A 21,963-nucleotide genomic window follows, 5' to 3' on the forward strand; every position below is an offset into this window, starting at 1 on the left:
GGCCGGTCGCTGAAGCCAAGAGCCGCGACCGGCCTCCCGGGGGCGCTCGTCGGCGAGGGAGGGTGAGCGAGCCGGCCGCGGCCCAGAGCAAGATGGGGCCGACGGGCCCAGAAGGTCATCCCACCCGGTCGGTCACCGTGACAGAGCCCTCCCGGTGCGCCGGCGCGGTGATCTCCCTCTTCAGGATCTTGCCGCTGGGTCCGGTCGGCAGCGTGTCCACGAGCCACACCTGGCGCGGGTACTTGTACGCCGCCACGCGCTCCTTGACGAACTGCTGGAGCTCGGCGGGCGTTGCCCGGGCCTTCGGGCGCAGCACCACCGCGGCAGCGATCTCCTCGCCCAGATGCGCGTCGGCCACGCCCACCACCGCGGCCAGCGCGACGGCCGGGTGCTCGTGGAGTACCTCCTCGATCTCGCGCGGGTAGACGTTGTAGCCGCCGCGGATGATCATGTCCTTCTTGCGGTCGACGATGTACAGGTAGCCGTCCTCGTCCTGGCGCGCGAGGTCGCCGCTGCGCAGCCAGCCGTCCGGGATGGTGGCCGCCGTCTCCTCCGGGCGCTTCCAGTAACCCTTCATCACGTTCGGCCCGCGGACGGCCAGTTCGCCGATCTCGCCGGGCGCCACATCCTGGCCCTTGTCGTCGAGGAGCCGCACCTCGACGTCCTTGATCGGCGTGCCGATGGAGCCGGCCTTACGGGGCCGGTCGGGGTGGTTGAAGGTGACGACCGGACTGGTCTCAGACATGCCGAAGCCCTCCAGGACCATGCACCCGAAGCGCCGCTCGAAGCCGTGCAGGATCTCCACCGGCAGGGAGGCCCCGCCGGAGACGCACATCCGCAGCGTGGACACGTCGGCCTCGGACGGGTGCTGAAGCAGTGCGGCGTACATGGTCGGTACGCCCTCGAAGATCGTCGCCCGGTCGCGGGCGATGGCGTCCAGCACGGTCTGCGGGTCGAAGCGGGGGATCAGGGTGAGCGAGGCACCGGCGCGGACGGTCACGCTCATCGTGCAGATCTGGCCGAAGATGTGAAAGAGCGGCAGACAGCCCACGACCACGTCGTCCGCTGTCATCCGCTGCACATGGACGGCGTTGACCTCGGTGTTGTGCCGCAGTCCGGCGTGGGTGAGGGTGGCGCCCTTGGGGCGGCCGGTGGTGCCGGACGTGTACAGCAGCACGGCCACGTCCTCGCCGTCCGGCTCGCTCACCTCCGGCAGCGGCTCGTGACCGGACAGCAGTTCCGCGAAGGCGGCGGGCTCGACGGCCATGTGCCGCACTCCGGCGGCGGCCGCGCCCTGCGCGCCCTCGCCTGGCGCCTGGTGCCACTCGAAGAGCATCCCCGCGCCCGAGTCGCGCAGGTGGTACTCGGTCTCCCGGGTCTTCAGCAGCGGGTTCATCGGCACGACGACCGCTCCGGCGCGCAGCACGCCGTAGTACAGGACGACGAACTCGGGGACGTTCGGCAGCATCAGAGCGATGCGGTCTCCCGGCCGTACGCCCTCGGACCGCAGCAGCGCGGCGGCGCGGGCGCTGCGCTCGTCGAGCTCCGCGTAGCTGGTGACCTGCTCGCCGAGGCGCAGCGCGGGGCGTTCTGGCTGCCGCCGTGCCGTCTCCACCAGGAACTGAGCCAGATTGGCCATGACCGCCTCCACGAAAGTCGCCGTCGAAATCCGCCGTTCACGCTGACGACATCGTGCAGACGTCCGTGGCGACGGCCTATGTGCGGTACGACAGCGTCGGCCCTCCCGGATTGTTCCCGAGAACAAAACAGGGGCGTTACGCTGCGGGAATGAACCTCTCAGGGGTGGTCTCGGCGCTGCATGCGAGGCTGCCGGAACTGGGCGAGCGGATGGCGCAGCGCATCCGCTCGGACGTCGACGCCTACAAGGACGAGGCGCTGATCCCCTTCGACTCGCTGCGCCGCTCGTGCACCGCCAACGCGGACCTGCTCCTGGACCAGCTCGGCCGCGCGGGCGCACAGGACCCGAGCCCGGCCCGGGAGACCGGCCGCCTGCGCGCCGAGCAGGGCGTGCCGCTGGCGGACACCCTGCACGCGTACCGGATCGGCTTCGAACTCCTGTGGACGGACATCCTCGCCGAGGCACGCACCCATCCCGAGGTCACCGACGCCCAGTTGGTCTCCCAGTCGGCGGAGATCTGGGCCCTGTTCGGCCGCTACGCGGAGGCGGTGGCGGCGGCCTACCGGGAGACCACCGCCGAACTGACCTCGCGGCGTCAGGCCCGCCGCTCGGCACTGGTGGAGGCGCTGTTCACCGGCGTCATCGCCGACCGCACGCTGTGGGAGGCCGCCCGCGAGCTGGGACTGCCCGACCGCGGGCCCTACGTGGTCGCAGCGGCTGCCGCCGACGCTCCCGGCGAGGAGCCGCTGGCGGGGACGGAAGCGGCGCTGCGTCAGGCCCACGTCCACTTCGCCTGGCGGCTGCTGCCCGACCAGCAGATCGGTCTGGCCGCCCTGCCCACCGCGACCGCGGAGGACACCTGCCTGCGCATCCTGCGCCGCGCGGGCGCCCGCGTAGGCGTCAGCCCGTGCTTCCACTCGCTGCGGGAAACCCCACAGGCTCTGCGCTTCGCCCGTCTTGCTCTGGCCGGCCTCCCCGGCACCGGCCCCGGCGTCGCTCGGTTCGACGACGACCCGCTGGCGATGGTGGTTGCCGCCGCCCCAGCCGAGGCGGCACACCTGGTGGAGGTAGTCCTCCAGCCCCTACTCGATCTCCCGGCCGCCGAGCGTGCCCGGCTCCTGGAGACCATGGAGCACTGGTTCGCCGCAGCCGGCTCCGCCATGGACGCGGCGCGCAGCCTGTTCGTCCACCCCAACACCGTCCGCTACCGGCTGCGGCGCGTCGAGGAGCTCACGGCCCGCTCACTGTCCGATCCACGGGCGGCGGCGGACATCCGCGTCGCGCTCCTGGCGGCACGCCGGGCGAGCGCGTCGTTCAGTGACGTCATTCAGTGACTCGGCTGCGTACTGCTGCCGCACACGGCGTGTCGTGATGCTCAGTGCCTCGAGCCGCGCCGGCGTTGGTACACCTTGCGACCTGCGCTGTACCAAAGTGCCAACCATCTACTGGCGATCCTGGTCACATGTGCCCGAGCCGCGCTGTGACCCGCCGCGTATGCCTACAGTGCGCCCCCTGCCGCCTTCCCCCTCGGCGGGCGCCTTTCCACACGGTGATCAGCGCGGCGACACCACTGAAGAAGCCTCCGGCGCCTGACACCCCGGCGATCACGAGAGGCAACACGCCCCTGCTTTCAGCGGATGGATCGAGGGCGGCAGCCGAGGCAGGAGTGAATGGATCGGGGCCGGCAGCCGAGGCAGGCCGGAGGAACACCTCGGCGGAGCCGCCGGTGTCGGTGACGAAAAACCACATCGCGAGAGTGCCGAAGCAGATCGCGAAGGCGAAGAGGGCGATCGTCTGCCATCGCAGCGCGGCCGGGAAGCCCCTCTGTTTGCACCGGGCGGCAGGTGCCGCGACGCCCCTCGAAGGCCGCTCGAGAAGATTCAGCATCTGACTCACTCCAAGTTCGGCGGGCACCGCACCCTCCGTGCGACCCCATGTCTCCATTCCGCCGTAGCAGGCGATTCCCGTCATGGCACTGCATGTCGGGACTTGACAAGGGAGCCGGCGGCGCACGCGGTGCCGGGGGGCGCGTAGCGCATCCGGCGTACGACGGCCTGCCCCCGTACGCCCACACGCGGTACCGCAGACCGGCCCCCGCACCCGCCACCGTCACCCGGCGGCCGCGCCTCACCCGCACCGCGGTGCGCGCCGTTCCCGCACGTCTGCGTCGGCAACGGCCGGCCAAACACATCGTGCGGGCCATGGCCGGGCTTGCACCCGGCGCGCGCCCGGCACCGTACAAAGTCGGCCCATAGCCCGTCATACTGGGCGGGCCAGGGGAGGGCGCGGACCACCGACGGGGGCGACGGCACGCGATGGGGGAGACCAGGCTGATCCAGGGCCGCTACCGGCTGCTGGACCTGATCGGGCGCGGCGGCATGGGCGAGGTGTGGCGGGCGCGCGACGAGTCGCTGGGGCGGCAGGTCGCCGTGAAGTGCCTCAAGCCGCTCCGCGAGCAGCACGACCACTCGTTCACCCGGGTGCTGCGCGAGCGGTTCCGGCGGGAGGCGAGAGCGGCCGCCGCGCTCCAGCACCGAGGCATCACCGTCGTGCACGACTTCGGCGAGTCCGACGGGGTGCTCTTCCTCGTCATGGAACTGCTCCAGGGCCGCAACCTCAGCCAGCTCCTGGAGGACAACAAGCACCATCCGCTGCCCGTCGACGACGTGCTGGACATCGCCGACCAGGTGTCCGCCGCGCTCGCCTACACCCACCAGCAGGGCATCGTGCACCGCGACCTGAAACCCGCCAACATCGTGCGGCTCACCGACGGCACGGTGAAGATCTGCGACTTCGGCATCGCCCGCCTCGGCCACGACATCGGCTTCACCTCCCGGCTCACCGGCACCGGCATCGCCATGGGCACCCCGCACTACATGTCACCGGAACAGATCGGCGGGGACGGGGTGGACCAGCGCAGCGACCTGTACTCGCTGGGCTGTGTGCTCTACGAGATCGCCACCGGCGTACCGCCGTTCGACCTCGACGACGCCTGGGCGATCCTCGTCGGCCACCGGGACACGCCCCCCGCGCCGCCGCGCGGCCACCGGCCCGACCTGCCCGCCTACCTCGAACAGATCATCCTCGACCTGCTCGCCAAGCAGCCCGCGCAACGGCCCGCGGACGCCCGGGAGGTGGGGCGGCGGATCAGCGCGGCCCGGGACACCCCGTCGTACGTCCCCACCGTCGTGGCATCCGGCGGCGTCGCCGCCGAGCCGCGGCTGCCGTCCTGGACCCGCGGCATGACCACCGGTCACAAGGCGGCCGGGACGGGACTGCGCAGCACACCTTCGGACGCCGGGGCCGGCCTCAGCGGCGAGTGGACGGCACGCCCCGTCACCGGGTCGGTCCAGGAGCCCGCCGTACCGCAGGAGCGGCCCGTGCCGCCGCCCACCGCGCTCGCCACCCTCGCCGGGCGCCACAACGCGGGCCTCAGCCTGGGGCGGCTCGGCCGCTGGGAGGAGGCGGGCGAGGTGCACCGGGCGGTCGCCGCCGAGCGCGAGCATCTGCTCGGGCCCGAACATCCGGACACCCTGGACAGCCGCCACCAGGTCGCCTTCACCCTCAGCCGCACCGGGCGCGCCGCCGACGCGCTGCGCGAGTACAGCCACGTCGCGCGGCTCCGGGCCCGGGTGCTCGGCCCCGAGCATCCCGACACGCTCGCCGCCCGGCAGGAGATGGCGTACGTCCTCGGCCAGTTGGGACGCCCCCTCGACGCGGACCGGGTCTACACGGCGGTGCTCGCCGCCCGCGAGCGCATCATGGGCCCCGACCACCCCGACACCCTGCGCTGCCGCCACAACCTCGCCTTCAACCTGGGCCGGCTGGGCCGCCTGGAGGACTCGTACCGCATGGCCTGCGAGGTGGCCGGTGACCGCGCCCGGGTGCTCGGCCCCGAGCATCCCGACACCCTGGTCACCCGCTACGAGGTCGCCTACGCGCTCGGCCAGCTGGGCCGCTGGGCGGAGGCGCTGCACGTCTACCGCGAGGTCGCCGCGGCCCGCACCCGGGCGCTCGGCCCCGACCACCCCGACACCCTCGCCGCCCGCCACGAGGTCGGTATCTGCCTCGGCCGGCTCGGCCGCAGCGCCGAGGCACTGCGCCTCTACCGCGACCTCGTCGACGACCGCACCCGCGTCCACGGCCCCGCCCACCCCGAGACGCTGCGCGCCCGCCACGGCCTCGGCGTCAACCTCGGCCGTCTGGGGCGCTGGGAGGAGGCCCTGGTCGAGGCCCGCGACGTGTGCGCGATCCGCGAGCGGGTCCTCGGCCCCGACCACCCGGACACACTGGTCAGCCGCCGGGAGGTCGCCGTGGGCCTGGGCTGGCTCGGCCGCTGGCAGGACGCCCTCGCCGAGTACCGCACCGTCGCCGCCATCCGCGAGCGCGTCCTCGGCCCCGACCACCCCGACACTCTCACCAGCCGCAACGACGAGGCCCACTGCCTGGAACAGCTCGGCCGCGGCCCGGAGGCGGTGGAGCTGTACCGGAGAGTGGCGGTGCTGCGGCAGCAGAGGGTCTGAGCCGCAGGAGCCCCTGTGACGGGCATCTGGCGGCGGACGATCACGCGTGTTACCAAGAACCATGCCCGCACCCGCTCGCGCCTACGACGCCGTCATCGTCGGCGGCGGACACAACGGCCTGGTCGCCGCCGCGTATCTGGCCCGCGCCGGCCGCTCGGTCCTGGTCCTCGAACGCCTCGGCCACACCGGCGGCGCCGCCGTCTCCACCCGCCCGTTCCCCGGCGTCGACGCACGGCTCTCCCGCTACTCGTACCTGGTCAGCCTGCTGCCGCGGAAGATCGTGCGGGATCTCGGCCTGGACTTCCGGGTCCGCACCCGCACCGTCTCCTCGTACACCCCCGTCGTCCGCGACGGACGCCACACCGGCCTGCTCGTCGGCGGGGGTGAGCGCCGCACCCGGGAGGCGTTCGCGCGGCTGACCGGGGGAGAGCGGGAATACGCGGCCTGGCAGCGGTTCCACGCCATGACCGGGCGGGTCGCCCAGCGGGTGTTCCCCACGCTGACCGAGCCGCTGCCCGACCGGGCCGAGCTGCGCCGCCGCGTCGACGACGAGGACGCCTGGCGGATGCTGTTCGAGGAGCCGATCGGCGTCGCGATCGAGGAGCACTTCACGGACGACCTGGTGCGCGGGGTGGTCCTCACCGACGCCCTGATCGGCACCTTCGCCGACGCCCACGACCCCTCGCTGCGGCAGAACCGCTGCTTCCTGTACCACGTGATCGGCGGCGGCACCGGTGCCTGGGACGTCCCGGTCGGCGGCATGGGCGCCCTGACCGACGCCCTCGCCGCCGCGGCCCGCGCGGCCGGCGCCGTCCTCGCCACCGGCCACGAGGCGGTGCGCGTCGCCACCGACGGGGCGACCGCCGAGGTCACCTACCGCACCGCCGACGGCGAGGGCGTGGCCGCCGCCCGGCACGTCCTGGTGAACGCCTCCCCGCGGGAACTGGCCGCCCTGACCGGGGACACGCCGCCCGACCCCGCCGAGGGCGCCCAGCTGAAGGTCAACATGCTGCTGAAGCGGCTCCCGAGGCTGCGCGACCCCGACGTCGACCCGCGTGAGGCGTTCGCCGGCACCTTCCACATCGCCGAGGGCTACCGGCAGCTGGCCGCCGCCCACGCCGAGGCCGCCGGCGGCCGGCTGCCCGCCGCACCGCCCTCCGAGATCTACTGCCACTCCCTGACCGACCCGTCGATCCTCGCCCCCGCACTGACCGACCGGGGCTACCACACCCTCACCCTGTTCGGCCTGCACACCCCCGCCCGGCTCTTCGCCCGCGACCACGACACCGCCCGCGACGAGCTGCTGAAGCACACCCTCGCCCAGCTCGACGCCCACCTCGCCGACCCCCTCACCGACTGCCTCGCCGAGGACGCCGACGGCCGCCCCTGCATCGAGGCGAAGACCCCGCTGGACCTGGAGCGCGACCTCGGGCTGCCCGGCGGCCACATCTTCCACCGCGACCTGTCCTGGCCGCACGCCCAGGACGGCACCGGCCGTTGGGGCGTCGAGACCCGGCACCGCAACGTGCTGCTGTGCGGCGCGGGCGCGGTACGCGGCGGCGGGGTGAGCGGCGTACCCGGGCACAACGCGGCCATGGCGGTGCTGGAGAGGGAACCGGCCCCGGCTTGATGCCGGTCCTCGTGCGCGGGATGCTCGACACATGGTGACGTCGCCGCGCGATGAGGCGCGAGCGGCCACGGCGAGTGACGCCGTGGCGGTGGTCGACGCGCGCGGTCTCGTCACGGGCTGGAGCGAGGGCGCCCGCCTCCTCACGGGCTACGACCCCGAGGAGGTGACCGGCCGCCCGGCCGCCGACCTGATCGACACCGACGCCGACCCCGACGGCGACGCCGCCCGGCACCGGCTGACGGAGACGGGCACCGCCGTGGTGGCGGTACGGCACCGGGACGGCCGGCGGCTGGATCTGGCCCTGCGGGCCTGTCCGCTGACCGGCGCCGCGGGGGAGCCGGAGGGCTGTGTGATCTTCGCCGCGCGGGACGACCGGGACCGGCTGCTGGGCGAGCTGGCGTTCCAGCAGGCCTCCATGTCGATGTCCGTCTTCGACACCGAGCAGCGCTATCTGCGCATGAACGACGTGGCGTGCCAGGTGATGGGCCGCCCCGAGGCGGAGTTCCGTCACCGGTACTTCCCCGACACCGTGGAGGACGCCGAGCACAACCGCGGCTTCCTCCGCCATCTGGAGATCGTCGCGGAGACCGGGCAGCCGGTCCGCTACGAGAGCTGGGCCCGCGCCCCCTCCGGGCGGCGCATGCACGCCTGGAACATCGAGATGTGGCCGGTGCGCGGGCCCTCCGGGGAGCTGATCGGCACCGCGCTCGCCGCCTTCGACAGCAGCGAACAGCACTGGGCCCGGCAGCGGCTGGCCATGCTGAACGAGGCCGCCGCCGGCCTCGGTACCAAGCTGGACGTCGTCCACACGGCTCGGGAGCTGGCCGAACTGGTGGTGCCCCGGCTCGCCGACTTCGCCAGCGTGGACCTGCTGGACTCGGTCGTCGAGGGCGAGGAGCCGGTCGTCGGCCTGGTCGGTGCCGACGTGGTGCTGCGGCGGGCCGCCCACCACTCCCTCACCCCGGGCGTGCCGGAGGCGGCGATCGCCCTGGGCGCCGCGGACACCTACCCGCCCGAGTCACCGCCGGCCCGCGCGCTCGCCACCGGCGAGCCGGTGCTGACCGGTACCGGCGATCCGGGCCTCGACGACTGGATCGCCGGCCACGACGCCCGCGCGGCCGTCCTGAGCGCGGCCGACACCCCCGACCTGTCCCTGATGGCCGTCCCGCTGGTCGCCCGCGGCACCACCCTCGGGGTGGCCGTCTTCGTCCGCCGCCTGACCCCCGAACACCCCGACGCCTTCGACCAGGACGACGTCTCCCTGGCCCAGGAACTCGCCAGCCGCGCCGCCGTCTGCGTCGACAACGCCCGCCGCTACACCCGGGAACGCACCACCGCGCTCGCCCTCCAGCGCAGCCTGCTGCCGCAGGCGATGTCCGGGCAGGCCGCGGTCGAGTGCGCCTCCCGCTATCTGCCGGCGCTCTCCCAGGCGGGGGTCGGCGGCGACTGGTTCGACGTCATCCCGCTGTCCGGCACCCGGGTGGCGCTGGTCGTCGGGGACGTCGTGGGGCACGGCATCCACGCCTCCGTCACCATGGGCCGGCTCCGTACGGCGGTGTGGACGCTCGCCGACGTCGACCTGCCGCCGGACGAACTCCTCACCCACCTGGACGACCTGGTCGGCCATCTCGCCTCCGACGGCCGGAACACCGGCGGAGAGATCGCGGCGACCTGCCTGTACGCGGTGTACGACCCGGTCGCGCAGCGCTGCACGGTGGCCTCCGCCGGGCATCCGCCGCCCGTCGTACGGCTGCCCGACGGCACCGTCGAGGTGGTCGGGATGACCCCCGGGCCGATGCTCGGCGTCGGCGGCCTCCCCTTCGAGGCCACCGAACTGGAGCTGCCCGAGGGCGCCGTGCTGGCCCTCTACACCGACGGGCTGATCGAGGCCCGCTACCTCGACGTGGACGCGGGCACCGCCACCCTGTGCGGTGCGCTGGCGGCACCCGCCGACAACCTCGAGCAGATGTGCGACACCATCCTGAAGGCGCTGCTCCCGGACACCCCGGCCGACGACGTGGCCCTGCTGATGGCCCGCACCCGGGCCCTGGACGCCGACCGGGTGGCCGTGTGGGACCTGCCCGCCGACCCGGCGGTGGTCGCCACCGCCCGGCAGGGCGCCATCGAGCAGCTGGAGCGGTGGGGGCTGGAGGAGACCGCGTTCGTCACCGAACTCGTCGTCAGCGAGCTGGTCACCAACGCCATCCGGTACGGCGGCGCCCCCATCCAGCTCCGCCTCATCCGCGACCGCGCCCTGATCTGCGAGGTCTCCGACGCCAGCAGCACCTCCCCACATCTGCGCCGGGCCCGCACCTTCGACGAGGGCGGCCGCGGTCTGCTCCTGGTCGCCCAGCTCACCCAGCGCTGGGGCACCCGGCCCAGCGGCACCGGCAAGACCATCTGGGCCGAACAGGCGCTGCCCTGACGTCAGTCGGCGGACGCCGACCAGCCGTCCGCCGTGATCCGGGCCGCGTCGGCGGGCCGCGCCTCGTCGAACAGCACGGAGTCGCCCGTCGTCACGCGCAGCCCGTCGACGTACGCGCCCCGGCCGACGTACAGCCGGTCGGTCCGGTACCGCCAGCGCAGCGTCAGCCCGCGCGCGGCCGGGAGGTCCGCCGTGAGCCGGTGCCAGACCCGGCCGGACCAGCCGGTGACCGCGCCGGACGGACGGTCCGCGGGCTCCTCGCCGGGCCGCGAGGTGGTGAACGGCACCGGCTGCCAGGAGGCTCCGCCGTCGGCCGAGGACTCCAGGGCCAGGGAGTCCGCCCCCGGCTCGGTGTCCCACCACAGCAGACAGCGCAGCCGGGTGCCGCCGCCGGAGGTGTCCAGCGCGGGCAGCGTGAGCGTCGCCGTCGCCGCACTCGCCATGCCGGAGAACCAGGCCGTGCGTCCGCGCGCCGGACGGACCGGCACCGCCCGCGCCAGGTTGTTCGCGGCGGCCACCCGGGGCGCCGAACCGGAGCGCCAGCTCCGCACGGGATGCACCGAGTTGCCGAGCACCACGAGGAACGAGTCGGTCGTCGGGTCGAGGACGAGTGAGGTGCCGGTGAACCCGGTGTGGCCCGCGGTGCGCGGAGTAGCCAGCGCGCCCATGTACCAGTGCTGGTAGAGCTCGAAGCCGAGGCCGTGCTCGTCGCCGGGGAAGGCGGTGTTGAAGTCGGTGAACATCAGCCGCACCGACTCCGGTGCCAGGATGCGGGTGCGGCCGTAGGTGCCGCCGTTGAGCAGGGTGCGGGCGAGTACGGCCAGGTCCCAGGCGGTGGAGAAGACGCCGGCGTGGCCCGCGACCCCGCCGAGGGAGAAGGCGTTCTCGTCGTGCACCTCGCCCCAGACCAGCCCCCGGTCCAGCCCGGACCAGGGCTTGCGGGCGTCCTCGGTGGCCGCGATCTTCGGCTTCCAGGAGGCGGGCGGGTTGTAGCGCGTGCGGTGCATCCCGAGTGGGGCGGTGATCTCGTCGTGGAGCAGGGCATCCAACGTGCGAGCAGTGATCCGCTCCAGGACCAGCTGGAGCGAGATGAGATTGAGGTCCGAGTAGCGGTACCGGGTGCCCGGCGGGTCGATCGGCGCCTCGTTCCAGAGGAGCCGCAGCTTCTCCTCGTACGTCGGCGCGGCGTACAGCGGGATCCAGGCGCGCAGCCCCGACGTGTGGGTGAGCAACTGCCGGATCGTGATGCCCGCTTTGCCCGCCGCCCCGAACTCCGGCAGATACGAGACGACCGTCCCCTCCAGCTCCAGCGCGCCCCGCTCGATCTGCTGCACCGCGAGGAGCGAGGTGAACAGCTTGGACACCGAGGCGAGGTCGAAGACCGTGTCATCGGCCATCGGGATCTGCCGCTCGGCCGGGAACTCCACGCCGGTGTCGGTCTTCTCGTCGTACGCGGAATAGCGCACCGCCATCCCGATCGGCCGGTGCAGCGCCACGGTGCCACCGCGCCCGGCGAGCAGCACGGCGCCCGCGTACCAGGGGTGCTTGGGGGAGGGGCCGAGGAACGCCTCGGCGTCGGTGACGAGTTGCCGCAGGTGCGCGGCGAGCAGTCCGGCGCGTTCCGGCGAGCCGTGGCGCAGGGTCGGGTGCGCCTGTCCCGGCGTGGCGGCCGCGGCCGGTCCCGCGGGCAGCGGGGCGAGAGTGAGGGCTCCGCCCAAGGCCAGGGCCGCTCTTCCGAGTTGGCGACGGGTCACCGCTCTGTCGGCCCCGCCATCGGTTCTGTCTGCCTTGCCATCGGTCATCGAGTTCCTCCCGCAGGTGGTCGGCCGGCCGCACCCGAAAGCATGTCCAGCAGGATGGCCCAATAAATCTGACGGTGCATCAGAAAGCCTCTTCCGTCCTCCGGAGGACTCCGGCATCCTGCGCCCATGCAGACGGAGCTGAGCAAGACCCTGGGAGTCGAGCACGCCGTCTTCGGCTTCACGCCGTTCCCCGCCGTCGCCGCGGCCATCAGCCGGGCCGGCGGCTTCGGAGTGCTCGGCGCGGTCCGCTACACCGACCCCGACGACCTGAAACGCGACCTCGACTGGATCCAGGCGCACGCCGAGGGGAGGCCCTACGGCCTGGACGTCGTCATGCCCGCCAAGAAGGTCGAGGGCGTCACCGAGGCCGACGTCGAGGCGATGATCCCCGAAGGCCACCGGCAGTTCGTCCGGGACACCCTCGCCAAGTTCGGGGTGCCCGAACTCGCCGAGGGCGAGGCGGCCGGCTGGCGGATCACCGGCTGGATGGAGCAGGTCGCCCGCAGCCAGCTCGACGTCGCCTTCGACTACCCCATCAAGCTGCTCGCCAACGCCCTCGGCTCACCGCCCGCCGACGTGGTGGCCCGCGCCCACGACCGGGGCGTGCTCGTCGCCGCGCTCGCGGGCAGCGCCCGGCACGCCCGCAAGCACCAAGAGGCGGGCATCGACATCGTGGTGGCCCAGGGGTACGAGGCGGGCGGCCACACCGGCGAGATCGCGACCATGGTGCTCACCCCGGAGGTCGTCGAGGCCGTGGCTCCGCTGCCGGTACTGGCCGCCGGAGGCATAGGCAGCGGCCGGCAGGTCGCCGCCGCGCTCGCCCTCGGCGCCCAGGGCGTGTGGCTCGGCTCCCTCTGGCTGACCACCACGGAGGCCGAACTCCCCTCACCCAAGCTCGTCCGGAAGCTGCTCGCCGCCGGCTCCGGCGACACCGTCCGCTCCCGCGCCCTCACCGGCAAACCCGCCCGCCAGCTGCGCACCGAGTGGACCGACGCCTGGGACGACCCGAACGGCCCCGGCGCCCTGCCGATGCCCCTCCAGGGGCTGCTCGTCGCCGAGGCCGTCTCCCGCATCCAGAAGTACGAGGTCGAACCGCTGCTCGGCACGCCCGTCGGCCAGATCGTCGGCCGGATGACCAGCGAGCGCAGCGTCCAGGCGGTCTTCGACGACCTCACCCGCGGCTTCGAGCAAGCCGTCGACCGCATGAACCGTATCGCCGGAAGGAGCGGCCAGTGACCGGAGTGCCCCCCACCGGATTCTGGGCCCAGGCCACCGCCGACCCCGGGCGCCGCGTTCTCGTCGCCCCCGACGGCGAGGAGTGGACCGCCGGACGCCTGCACGCCGCCGCCAACCGCCTCGTCCACGGCCTGCGCGCGGCCGGCCTGGAACGCGGCGACGCCTTCGCCATCGTCCTGCCCAACGGCCCCGAGTTCCTCACCGCCTACCTGGCCGCCACCCAGGCCGGGTTCTACCTCGTCCCCGTCAACCATCACCTGGTGGGCCCCGAGATCGCCTGGATCGTCGCCGACTCCGGCGCCAAGGTGGTCATCGCCCACGAACGGTACGGCGGCCCCGCCCGCGCCGCCGCCGACGAGGCCGGACTCCCGCCGGGCCGCCGGTACGCGGTCGGCGCGATCGACGGCTTCCGGCCGTACGCCGAACTCCTCGACGGGCAGCCGGAGTCACCGCCCGCCGACCGGACCCTCGGCTGGGTCATGAACTACACCTCGGGCACCACCGGCCGCCCGCGCGGCATCCGGCGACCGCTGCCCGGCAAGCCCCCCGAGGAGGCCCACCTGGGCGGTTTCCTCGGCATCTTCGGCATCCGGCCGTTCGACGACAACGTCCATCTCGTCTGCTCCCCGCTCTACCACACGGCCGTACTCCAGTTCGCGGGCGCGTCCCTGCACATCGGGCACCGGCTGGTGGTGATGGACAAGTGGACGCCCGAGGAGATGCTGCGCCTGATCGACACTCACCGCTGCACCCACACGCACATGGTCCCGACCCAGTTCCACCGGCTGCTCGCCCTGCCCGACTCCGTCAAACGGGCGTACGACGTCTCCTCGATGCGGCACGCCGTCCACGGCGCCGCCCCCTGCCCTGACCACGTCAAGCGGGCCATGCTCGACTGGTGGGGGCCGTGTGTAGAGGAGTACTACGCGGCCAGCGAGGGCGGCGGCGCCTTCGCCACCGCCGAGGACTGGCTGAAGAAACCCGGCACGGTCGGCAAGGCCTGGCCGATCAGCGAACTCGCCGTCTTCGACGACGACGGCAACCGGCTGCCGCCCGGCCGGCTCGGCACCGTCTACATGAAGATGAGCACCGGCGGCTTCGCCTACCACAAGGACGCGGACAAGACCCGGAGGAACCGCATCGGCGACTGGTTCACCGTCGGCGACCTCGGCTACCTCGACGAGGACGGCTACCTCTTCCTGCGCGACCGCAAGATCGACCTGATCATCTCCGGCGGGGTCAACATCTACCCGGCCGAGATCGAGTCCGCCCTGCTCGCCCACCCCGCCGTCGCCGACGCCGCCGCCTTCGGCATCCCGCACGACGACTGGGGCGAGGAGGTCAAGGCCGTCGTCGAACCGGCGCCCGGCCACGAACCGGGCCCCGCCCTCGCCGCCGCCCTCCTCGACCACTGCGCCGAACGCCTGGCCGGCTACAAGCGGCCGAGGAGCGTCGACTTCGTCACCGAGATGCCCCGCGACCCCAACGGCAAGCTCTACAAACGGCGGCTGCGGGACCCGTACTGGGCGGGCCGGGCGCGCCCGGTGTGACGCGCCCGGCGGGGCCGCTCAGCGTTCCCGCACGCGCACGATCTCCAGCGCGGGCGAGGCCAGGATGTCCTTCTCGCAGAACCGGGAGGTCACCCACCGCTCGCCGGAGAACAGCCGGGTCTGGTCGGCGTGGTGCGGCGAGTTCGGGTTCGAGGACTGGGCGTACGACAGCAGGGTCCGGGCCACCGGGCAGCGGCTGCCGTCCCAGCCGACCGCCTGGATGTAGCTGGAGCCGGTGGTCACCTCCGTGTAGCCGCCGTGCGCCGGGTTCCACACCGGCTCGATCTTGTTCCACACGCCCAGCGACTCGGTGCCGCCGGACACGGCGACGCGCTCACCGCCGCGCACCACGAACTGGTGCTCGCCGAGCGGCGCGTCGAGCGGGATCCCTGCCGCCCGCAGCTCGCCGACCGCGTCCGCGAGGGCCGTGGCGAAGCCCGGCGCCGCCGTGTTCAGGGTGTGCGGCGTACGGACCGGGTCGGCCGCGGAGAACGGCACCTTCCACAGCTGCGCCGCCGGCACGCTCGCGGTCAGCTTCCGCCAGAACCGGTCGAAGAGCAGCGCGCCCCGGCTGCCGGTGTCCACGGTCCGGTCCCAGGCCGCGAGCACGTCACACGCCTCCCGGACGTCGACGGACACCCCCTGGCTGCTCGTCGCCGTCCCGCCGGGCAGCCCGGCACAGGCCTTCGCCGCGTCGGCCGCGGCCAGGTCGCCCGCCGGCACGCGGTTGGCGAACTGCTGCCGCTGGAGGTCCCGTACGGTCAGCTCCCCGCGCCCGGCCATCGCCGCCACGTCCTCGATCGCGCCGCGCGTCCGCAGCGAGCGCGGAGTTCCGAGGTCGCCGAAGACTCGCTCGTACCCGGTCAGCGGCCGGTCCGCGTTGGCCAGCCAGGCGCTGTTGTTGGAGTTCTCCGCGTACGGCGCGTCCGTCAGCGTCGGCATCCGCGCGGGCCCCATGACGCCCGCCTGCACGGCGTCGGCGTCGCGGCCGAGGTCGCAGTCGCCGCGCGAGCCGTCCAGGATCGCCAGCCCCGACGAGGGGTAGGTGACCTTGCCGAGCGCGGTGGAGCAGCGCTGGGCGAGGTCGTCGGTGATGCGAGGGAGCACCTGCGACTGGGTGAACAGCGTGTGCCCGGCCGAGTCGGCGGCGATGGTGTTCACCCACGGCAGGCCCTGGGTGTCGCGCAGCGCGTCGAGCACGTCCGCCGTGCTCCGCGCCGTACTGAAGCCGAGCGCGGTGTCGGAGGAGCGCAGGTTGGCCGCGTTGGGGTCGTGGAGGGCGTACGCCGTGGTGGCCGTCCAGGGCAGCGGGAGCGAGGCGCCGAGCGAGCCGACGACCGGGCCGTAGCGCGTCCACCACTGGGTGCGGGTGACCGGCGCGCCGTCCTTCACCGCGACGGTGACGGTACGTTTCCGCATGCGCTCCGGCCTGCCGTCGACCAGGTAGACGGTCGGGTCCGCCGGGTCCAGGGCCAGCTGGTGCAGGTTGAGGGTGACGCCGGTCGCCACGGTGTGGCTCCACGCCACATGCGCGTTGTGGCCTATGGAGACGGTGGCCGAGCCGAGCAGCGAGCCGCCGGCGACGTTCAGCCGGCCGGGGATGGTCTGCTGCGACTGCCAGAACCGCCGCCCGCCCTGCCACGGGTAGTGCGGGTTGCCGAGCAGCAGGCCCCGGCCGTTCGCGGTGGTGGCCCCGCTGAACGCGACGGCGTTGGACCCCATGTCGGCGTCGTGCGCGGCGAACAGGTCACGGGCGGCGCGGGCGGCGTCCTGGGGATCCGGCGTGGCGGCGGATGCCGTGCTCGCCGCGGAGGTCGTGGCTGCGGTGGATCTCGTGCTCGCCGCGGAGGTCGTGCCTACGGCGGACGTCCTGCCCGCCGCGGAGGTCGCGGGCGGCCTGGCGGCCGTGATGCCGTCCACGGCCCGCCCCTGCCCGCCGAGCACCGCGAGCGCGTGCCCGCGTGCCGCCACGTCCAGCGTCGTCACCGGCCGCACCCAGGCGGCGCCCGCGCACGCCGGATCGGTGATCCGGTTCTCGCGCAGCCAGGCGTTGTAGCCGGCGGCGTACCCCCGCATCAGCTCCTTCGCCGCCCGGCTCGGGCCCGCCGGAGCGGGCTGGGCGAGCAGCTCCTCGACCGTGCCCGCGTCCCGCACCCCGCGGAAGTACAGGTCGCTGGAGAGGTTGGTGGCCGCGGAGGACAGCGAGGCGTCGGGCGCTGCGTCCGGCCCGAAGTACCGGGACCGCTCGCCGCGTACGGTCACGAAGCCGTCGGCGAGGACGCACACCTGATCGGCGGCCTGCGCCCACCCGGTCCCGAAGCCGAGGTCGGCGTAGCTGTGCCCGACGATGTGCGGAATGCCGTACTCGGTGTACCGGATGACGGCCGACAGCCCACCGTGCGAGGGACGGTCCTCCCGGCCGTCCGGCGCGGCGGCGGCCGCGGGCAGGCCGGCCGTCGCGGTGAGCAGGGCGACGGCCGTGACCGCGAGCCGTCTCAGGCGTGTGCGCATGGAGCCTCCCAACATCATTGGGGGAAGGGGCGGTTGAGCGTACCAATGGGTATGTGCTCGGTGCACCGGTGTCGTCCGGTGTTCTTGCCGCTCGCTTGACCGCACCCGGCGCGGGGTCGAGGATCGGGAGCCATGAGGCCCGGACACGGCAGCACGGTCGACGGGGTGCTGCGACGCAGCGCCCGCCGCACCCCGGCACGCGTCGCGGTGGAGTACCGCGACCGCCGGTGGACGTACGAGGAACTGGACGACGCCGTCTCCCGCGCCGCGCGCGCCCTCCTCGACCGGGGCCTCGCCCCCGGCGACCGGGTCGGCGCCTACGGCCACAACTCCGACGCCTATCTCATCGGCTTCCTCGCCTGCGCCCGTGCCGGCCTGGTGCACGTACCCGTCAACCAGAACCTCACCGGCGACGACCTGACGTACATCGTCCGCCAGTCCGGCAGTTCCCTGGTCCTCGCCGACCCCGACCTGGCGGGCCGGCTGCCCGACGGCGTCCCGGTGCTGCCGCTGCGCGACGCCGACGGCTCGCTCCTGGACCTGCTCGCCTCCACCCCGCCGTACGACGGCCCCGAGGCGCGCGCCGAGGACCTGGTGCAGCTGCTCTACACCTCGGGCACCACGGCGCTGCCGAAAGGCGCGATGATGACCCACCGGGCTCTGGTGCACGAGTATCTGAGCGCCATCACCGCCCTCGACCTGAGCGCCGGGGACCGTCCGGCGCACGCGCTGCCGCTCTACCACTCGGCGCAGATGCACGTCTTCCTGCTGCCGTATCTCGCGGTCGGCGCCACGAACATCGTCCTCGACGGCCCCGACGGCGACCGGCTCTTCGACCTGATCGAGGCCGGGCGGGTGGACAGCCTGTTCGCCCCGCCCACCGTGTGGATCGGCCTCGCGGGCCGCCCCGACTTCGCCACCCGCGACCTGGGCGGGCTGCGGAAGGCGTACTACGGGGCGTCGATCATGCCGGTGCCCGTCCTGGAACGCCTCCGCGCCCGCCTGCCCGAACTGGCCTTCTACAACTGCTTCGGACAGAGCGAGATCGGCCCGCTGGCCACCGTCCTCGGCCCCGACGAGCACGAGGGCCGCCTGGACTCCTGCGGCCGGCCGGTGCTGTTCGTGGACGCACGCGTCGTCGACGAGGACGGCAAGGACGTGCCCGACGGAACGCCCGGCGAAATCGTCTACCGCTCCCCGCAGTTGTGCGAGGGCTACTGGGACAAGCCCGAGGAGACCGCCGCGGCCTTCCGCGACGGCTGGTTCCGCTCCGGCGACCTCGCGGTCCGGGACGCGGACGGCTACTTCACCATCGTCGACCGGGTCAAGGACGTCATCAACTCGGGTGGCGTCCTGGTCGCCTCACGCCAGGTCGAGGACGCCCTCTACACCCACGAGGGCGTGGCCGAGGCGGCCGTCGTCGGGTTGCCCGACGAGAAGTGGATCGAGGCGATCACGGCGTTCGTCGTCCCGCGCGGCGAGATCACCGAGGCGGAGCTGATCGCCCACGCCCGGGAGCGACTGACCCCCTTCAAGGCGCCCAAACGCGTCGTCTTCGTCGACAGCCTGCCCCGCAACGCCAGCGGAAAGATCCTCAAACGCGAACTGCGAGACCGCGGTTGAGCGACGGACTGAGCAACGGACTGAGCGACGGACCGGGCGACGGTCTGGGCGAGGCGGCGGGGGTACGGCAGGCGGTGTCGGTGGTGGTGCCGGTGCTGCTGGACGGCGATCCCGACTGGGACCGGGGCCCGTTGCCGTTCGGCACCGAGCAGCGGCCGTGGGACGCGGACCGCCGGGGCCGGTACTACGCGCCCGCGGCGGCGCGGGCCCTGTACGGGCGGCGGTGGCATCGCAGACTGTCGGTCACCGAGGGCCCGCTGGAGCTGGAAGGGCTGGAGCTGCTGCGGGTGGCGACGCCCAAGGAGCCCCGGCAGGCGCTCGGCGTGCTGCACTTCGCCGTACGGGGCACCCATCTGCTGGAGGTGCTGCGGGCGATCGGGCACCGCCCGGGCGCGGCCCCGGACCCGCTGACCGGCGCCCTGCACCCGGCCGTACTCTTCGACGGCGTGGCCGACACCGCGCCGCCCCGGGCGCCCTTCGCGCTGTCCCGGCCGTACACGGTGGCCTTCTTCAGCCCCGGCGCCCCGCACACCGCGGCCCTCCGGGACGCCGACGGCCGGCTGCCCGCCTCGGCCGACCGCCGGCTGCGCGCCCTGGCGTGGCGGGCGTCGGAGGCCGACAACCCGTCCCCGCCGGAGCGCATCGACGGCGTGTCCGCCGACGCGATCCGCATCTCGGCGGACTGGAGCGCCCTGGTCGGCCGGCACGGCGCGGCCTTCCTCGGCCACCGGCCCGACCAGGGCCCCGGCGACTTCTACGCGTTCGCGGCGGTCCAGGCCCGCGCGGTCTACCTGGACGCGCTGCTGCTGGGCATGCTGCAGCGCGACCACCTCGACGCGCTCACCGACGAACTGTCCACGGTCTTCGACAGCGCCCCCGGTCTGGCCCGGCGGGTCTCGGCCCTGGAGCAGAACATCGCGGTCTTCCGCAGCACCTACTGGCGCCGCCACCAGACCGTGCACGGCCCCGCCGACGGACTGCTGCGCGCCTTCCAGGCCCAGCACCGGCTCCCCGACCTGTTCACGGACATCCTGGCCGAGGCCGCCGACTACAGCCGGATCGTCCAGACCCGCGAGAGCCAGCAGATCGCCGGCGCCCTCGGCGTCCTCACCGTCCTCGGCCTCCCCCTGGGCACCGCCCTCTCCGTCCTCCAGGTCCTGGGCGACGAGAACCCCTGGCATCTGCTGATCGCCCTCACGGCCGCCCTCGCCGCCACGGCCGCCGCGCTGACCACCCGGTACGGCCGCCTGGTCCTGGCGTCCCTGCGGGGCGGGCCGCGACGCCGACCGGGACCGGACTGACCACCGGCTAAGGCCGGGCGGGCCGCTCTGTGGGGTCGCCCGGCCTCAGAGCCACATCACCGGCGTAGTGCAGCGGTACGCCAGGCCCGAAACCCTCCTGCTCGATCATCGCCTCACCGCTGCCGACCTTGTACCGGCAGTGCACGGTGGGGTTGCCGGGGTGCGGGAGCCGGATCTCGCCGGTGCCCTCGCTCATCGTCCCGGTGTCGCCCCGGTGCGGGCCGCTCGTCACGTAGTAGCGCATGGCGCGCAGGATGCCTTCGCCGCCGGGCCCTGCGCAAACAGTCGGAAGACGGGGACCTGCGGGTCAGGAGACGGCCTTCGGGAAGCTCAGCGCGGCCGCAGGTCCACGATCCGCCGGATCTTCCCCACCGACCGCTCCAGGGACTCCGGTTCGACGATCTCCACCGAGACCGACACCCCGATGCCGTCCTTCACCGCCGCCGCGATCGAGCGGGCGGCCGCCTCGCGGACCTCGGGGCCCGCGTCGGGACGGGCCTCGGCGAGGACCGTGAGGGCGTCCAGGCGGCCCTCGCGGGTCAGGCGCAGCTGGAAGTGCGGGGCGACGCCCGGGGTGCGCAGCACGATCTCCTCGATCTGGGTGGGGAAGAGGTTCACGCCGCGCAGGATCACCATGTCGTCGCTGCGGCCGGTGATCTTCCGCATCCGCCGGAACACCCGCGCCGTGCCCGGCAGCAGCCGGGTCAGGTCCCGCGTGCGGTAGCGGACGACCGGCATCGCCTCCTTGGTGAGCGAGGTGAAGACAAGCTCCCCCTCCTCGCCGTCGGGCAGCACCTCCCCGGTGACCGGGTCCACGATCTCCGGATAGAAGTGGTCCTCCCAGATGTGCAGCCCGTCCTTGGTCTCCACGCACTCCTGGGCGACCCCGGGGCCGATCACCTCCGACAGGCCGTAGATGTCGACCGCGTCGATCGCGAACCGCTCCTCGATCTCCCGCCGCATCTGCTCGGTCCACGGCTCGGCGCCGAAGACGCCGACGCGCAGGGAGGTTGTGCGCGGGTCGACGCCCTGCCGTTCGAACTCGTCCAGCAGGGTGAGCATGTACGACGGCGTCACCATGATCACGCGGGGCTTCAGATCCTGGATCAGCTGCACCTGACGGGCGGTCATGCCGCCGGACGCGGGGATGACCGTACAGCCGAGCCGTTCGGCGCCGTAGTGGGCGCCGAGGCCGCCCGTGAACAGGCCGTACCCGTACGCCACATGGACCCGGTCGCCCGGCCTGCCGCCCGCTGCCCGGATCGAACGCGCCACCATGTCCGCCCACATGGACAGGTCGCCCTCGGTGTACCCGACCACCGTCGGCCGTCCGGTGGTCCCGCTCGACGCGTGGATGCGGCGGATGCGCTCCTGCGGCACGGCGAACATCCCGTACGGGTAGTTCTCCCGCAGGTCCGCCTTGGTCGTGAACGGGAACCGGGCCAGGTCGGCGAGCGAGCGGCAGTCGTCCGGGTGGACGCCGGCCTTGTCGAAGGACTCCCGGTAGAACGGCACGTTCGCGTACGCGTGCCGCAGCGAGGCGCGCAAGCGCTCCAGCTGGAGCGCCCGCAGCGCCTCCGGGTCGAGCCGTTCCCCCGCGTCCAGCAACTCCGTCGCTTCCGCCATGCGGACTACTCCCTCACCAACCGCACCAATCCGGGCGACCGATCATTCGGTCGAGGCCTTGGAGATCAGTAATCCAGTCCCGGCGCCACCGGCGCAA

General features: G+C 73.5%; 14 protein-coding genes. 8 read left to right on the forward strand and 6 right to left on the reverse strand.

Annotated features, from left to right (window positions below; all coding sequences use genetic code 11):
• Positions 1-115 precede the first annotated feature (115 nt).
• A complete protein-coding gene (locus ACZ42A_RS18885; RefSeq protein ID WP_468528330.1) occupies positions 116-1,639 on the reverse strand; it encodes a long-chain-fatty-acid--CoA ligase in 1,524 nt (507 codons plus the stop codon).
• 164 nt (positions 1,640-1,803) lie between these two features.
• Between ACZ42A_RS18885 and ACZ42A_RS18890 the strand changes: the two genes are divergently transcribed.
• Positions 1,804-2,973: a PucR family transcriptional regulator gene (locus ACZ42A_RS18890; RefSeq protein ID WP_468528459.1), complete on the forward strand. Its 1,170-nt coding sequence runs from the start codon at positions 1,804-1,806 to the stop codon at positions 2,971-2,973.
• Between the two features lie 124 nt (positions 2,974-3,097).
• Here the strand turns inward: ACZ42A_RS18890 and ACZ42A_RS18895 are convergent, their stop codons facing one another.
• A complete protein-coding gene (locus ACZ42A_RS18895) occupies positions 3,098-3,553 on the reverse strand; it encodes a hypothetical protein (RefSeq protein ID WP_468528331.1) in 456 nt (151 codons plus the stop codon).
• 401 nt (positions 3,554-3,954) lie between these two features.
• Between ACZ42A_RS18895 and ACZ42A_RS18900 the strand changes: the two genes are divergently transcribed.
• The 3 genes from ACZ42A_RS18900 (at position 3,955) to ACZ42A_RS18910 (ending at position 10,217) form a co-directional block, all read left to right on the forward strand.
• Positions 3,955-6,162 carry a serine/threonine-protein kinase gene (locus tag ACZ42A_RS18900; RefSeq protein WP_468528332.1) on the forward strand — a complete coding sequence of 736 codons (2,208 nt, stop codon included), beginning with the start codon at positions 3,955-3,957 and terminating at the stop codon, positions 6,160-6,162.
• Positions 6,163-6,223: 61 nt separating this feature from the next.
• Entirely contained in the window at positions 6,224-7,792 is a 1,569-nt protein-coding gene (locus ACZ42A_RS18905; protein ID WP_468528333.1) for a phytoene desaturase family protein, read from the forward strand.
• A 31-nt stretch (positions 7,793-7,823) separates the two neighbouring features.
• Positions 7,824-10,217 (forward strand): SpoIIE family protein phosphatase, encoded by a 2,394-nt coding sequence (locus tag ACZ42A_RS18910; RefSeq protein WP_468528334.1) that lies wholly within the window; start codon positions 7,824-7,826, stop codon positions 10,215-10,217.
• Positions 10,218-10,219: 2 nt separating this feature from the next.
• Here the strand turns inward: ACZ42A_RS18910 and ACZ42A_RS18915 are convergent, their stop codons facing one another.
• Positions 10,220-12,019 carry a serine hydrolase domain-containing protein gene (locus ACZ42A_RS18915; protein WP_468528335.1) on the reverse strand — a complete coding sequence of 600 codons (1,800 nt, stop codon included), beginning with the start codon at positions 12,017-12,019 and terminating at the stop codon, positions 10,220-10,222.
• Between the two features lie 126 nt (positions 12,020-12,145).
• Between ACZ42A_RS18915 and ACZ42A_RS18920 the strand changes: the two genes are divergently transcribed.
• The gene (locus ACZ42A_RS18920; protein WP_468528336.1) at positions 12,146-13,255 is read left to right on the forward strand and encodes an NAD(P)H-dependent flavin oxidoreductase; all 1,110 of its coding nucleotides are present in this window, start codon (positions 12,146-12,148) and stop codon (positions 13,253-13,255) included.
• On the forward strand, positions 13,252-14,805 hold the full coding sequence (locus ACZ42A_RS18925) for an acyl-CoA synthetase (RefSeq protein WP_468528337.1): 1,554 nt from the start codon (positions 13,252-13,254) through the stop codon (positions 14,803-14,805). Before ACZ42A_RS18920 ends, ACZ42A_RS18925 begins: the two co-directional genes overlap by 4 nt.
• A gap of 18 nt (positions 14,806-14,823) precedes the next feature.
• Here the strand turns inward: ACZ42A_RS18925 and ACZ42A_RS18930 are convergent, their stop codons facing one another.
• Positions 14,824-17,316 (reverse strand): penicillin acylase family protein, encoded by a 2,493-nt coding sequence (locus ACZ42A_RS18930; RefSeq protein ID WP_468528338.1) that lies wholly within the window; start codon positions 17,314-17,316, stop codon positions 14,824-14,826.
• Positions 17,317-17,448: 132 nt separating this feature from the next.
• Between ACZ42A_RS18930 and ACZ42A_RS18935 the strand changes: the two genes are divergently transcribed.
• Positions 17,449-18,939, forward strand: coding sequence for an acyl-CoA synthetase (locus tag ACZ42A_RS18935; RefSeq protein WP_468528339.1), 1,491 nt, complete (start codon positions 17,449-17,451; stop codon positions 18,937-18,939).
• Positions 18,936-20,240, forward strand: a complete 1,305-nt coding sequence (locus ACZ42A_RS18940) for a hypothetical protein (RefSeq protein ID WP_468528340.1) — start codon at positions 18,936-18,938, stop codon at positions 20,238-20,240. Before ACZ42A_RS18935 ends, ACZ42A_RS18940 begins: the two co-directional genes overlap by 4 nt.
• Before the next feature lie 7 nt (positions 20,241-20,247).
• On the opposite strand, the gene ACZ42A_RS18945 is transcribed toward ACZ42A_RS18940, so the two are convergent.
• Together ACZ42A_RS18945 and paaK are read right to left on the reverse strand one after the other, a co-directional pair.
• A complete protein-coding gene (locus ACZ42A_RS18945) occupies positions 20,248-20,484 on the reverse strand; it encodes a hypothetical protein (RefSeq protein ID WP_468528341.1) in 237 nt (78 codons plus the stop codon).
• 86 nt (positions 20,485-20,570) lie between these two features.
• Complete coding sequence (paaK, locus tag ACZ42A_RS18950; RefSeq protein WP_468528342.1) at positions 20,571-21,866, reverse strand: phenylacetate--CoA ligase PaaK; 1,296 nt, start codon at positions 21,864-21,866, stop codon at positions 20,571-20,573.
• Positions 21,867-21,963: the final 97 nt, after the last annotated feature.

This window comes from Streptomyces sp. NPDC030838, from assembly GCF_055572035.1.

Bases quoted from the DNA above. Each gene is read 5' to 3' on its own strand.
- ACZ42A_RS18885 (WP_468528330.1), bottom strand. From the start codon at position 1,639: ATGGCCAATCTGGCTCAGTTCCTGGTGGAGACGGCACGGCGGCAGCCA.
- ACZ42A_RS18900 (WP_468528332.1), top strand. From the start codon at position 3,955: ATGGGGGAGACCAGGCTGATCCAGGGCCGCTACCGGCTGCTGGACCTG.
- ACZ42A_RS18905 (WP_468528333.1), top strand. From the start codon at position 6,224: ATGCCCGCACCCGCTCGCGCCTACGACGCCGTCATCGTCGGCGGCGGA.
- ACZ42A_RS18910 (WP_468528334.1), top strand. From the start codon at position 7,824: ATGGTGACGTCGCCGCGCGATGAGGCGCGAGCGGCCACGGCGAGTGAC.
- ACZ42A_RS18915 (WP_468528335.1), bottom strand. From the start codon at position 12,019: ATGACCGATGGCAAGGCAGACAGAACCGATGGCGGGGCCGACAGAGCG.
- ACZ42A_RS18920 (WP_468528336.1), top strand. From the start codon at position 12,146: ATGCAGACGGAGCTGAGCAAGACCCTGGGAGTCGAGCACGCCGTCTTC.
- ACZ42A_RS18930 (WP_468528338.1), bottom strand. From the start codon at position 17,316: ATGCGCACACGCCTGAGACGGCTCGCGGTCACGGCCGTCGCCCTGCTC.
- ACZ42A_RS18935 (WP_468528339.1), top strand. From the start codon at position 17,449: ATGAGGCCCGGACACGGCAGCACGGTCGACGGGGTGCTGCGACGCAGC.
- ACZ42A_RS18945 (WP_468528341.1), bottom strand. From the start codon at position 20,484: ATGCGCTACTACGTGACGAGCGGCCCGCACCGGGGCGACACCGGGACG.
- paaK (WP_468528342.1), bottom strand. From the start codon at position 21,866: ATGGCGGAAGCGACGGAGTTGCTGGACGCGGGGGAACGGCTCGACCCG.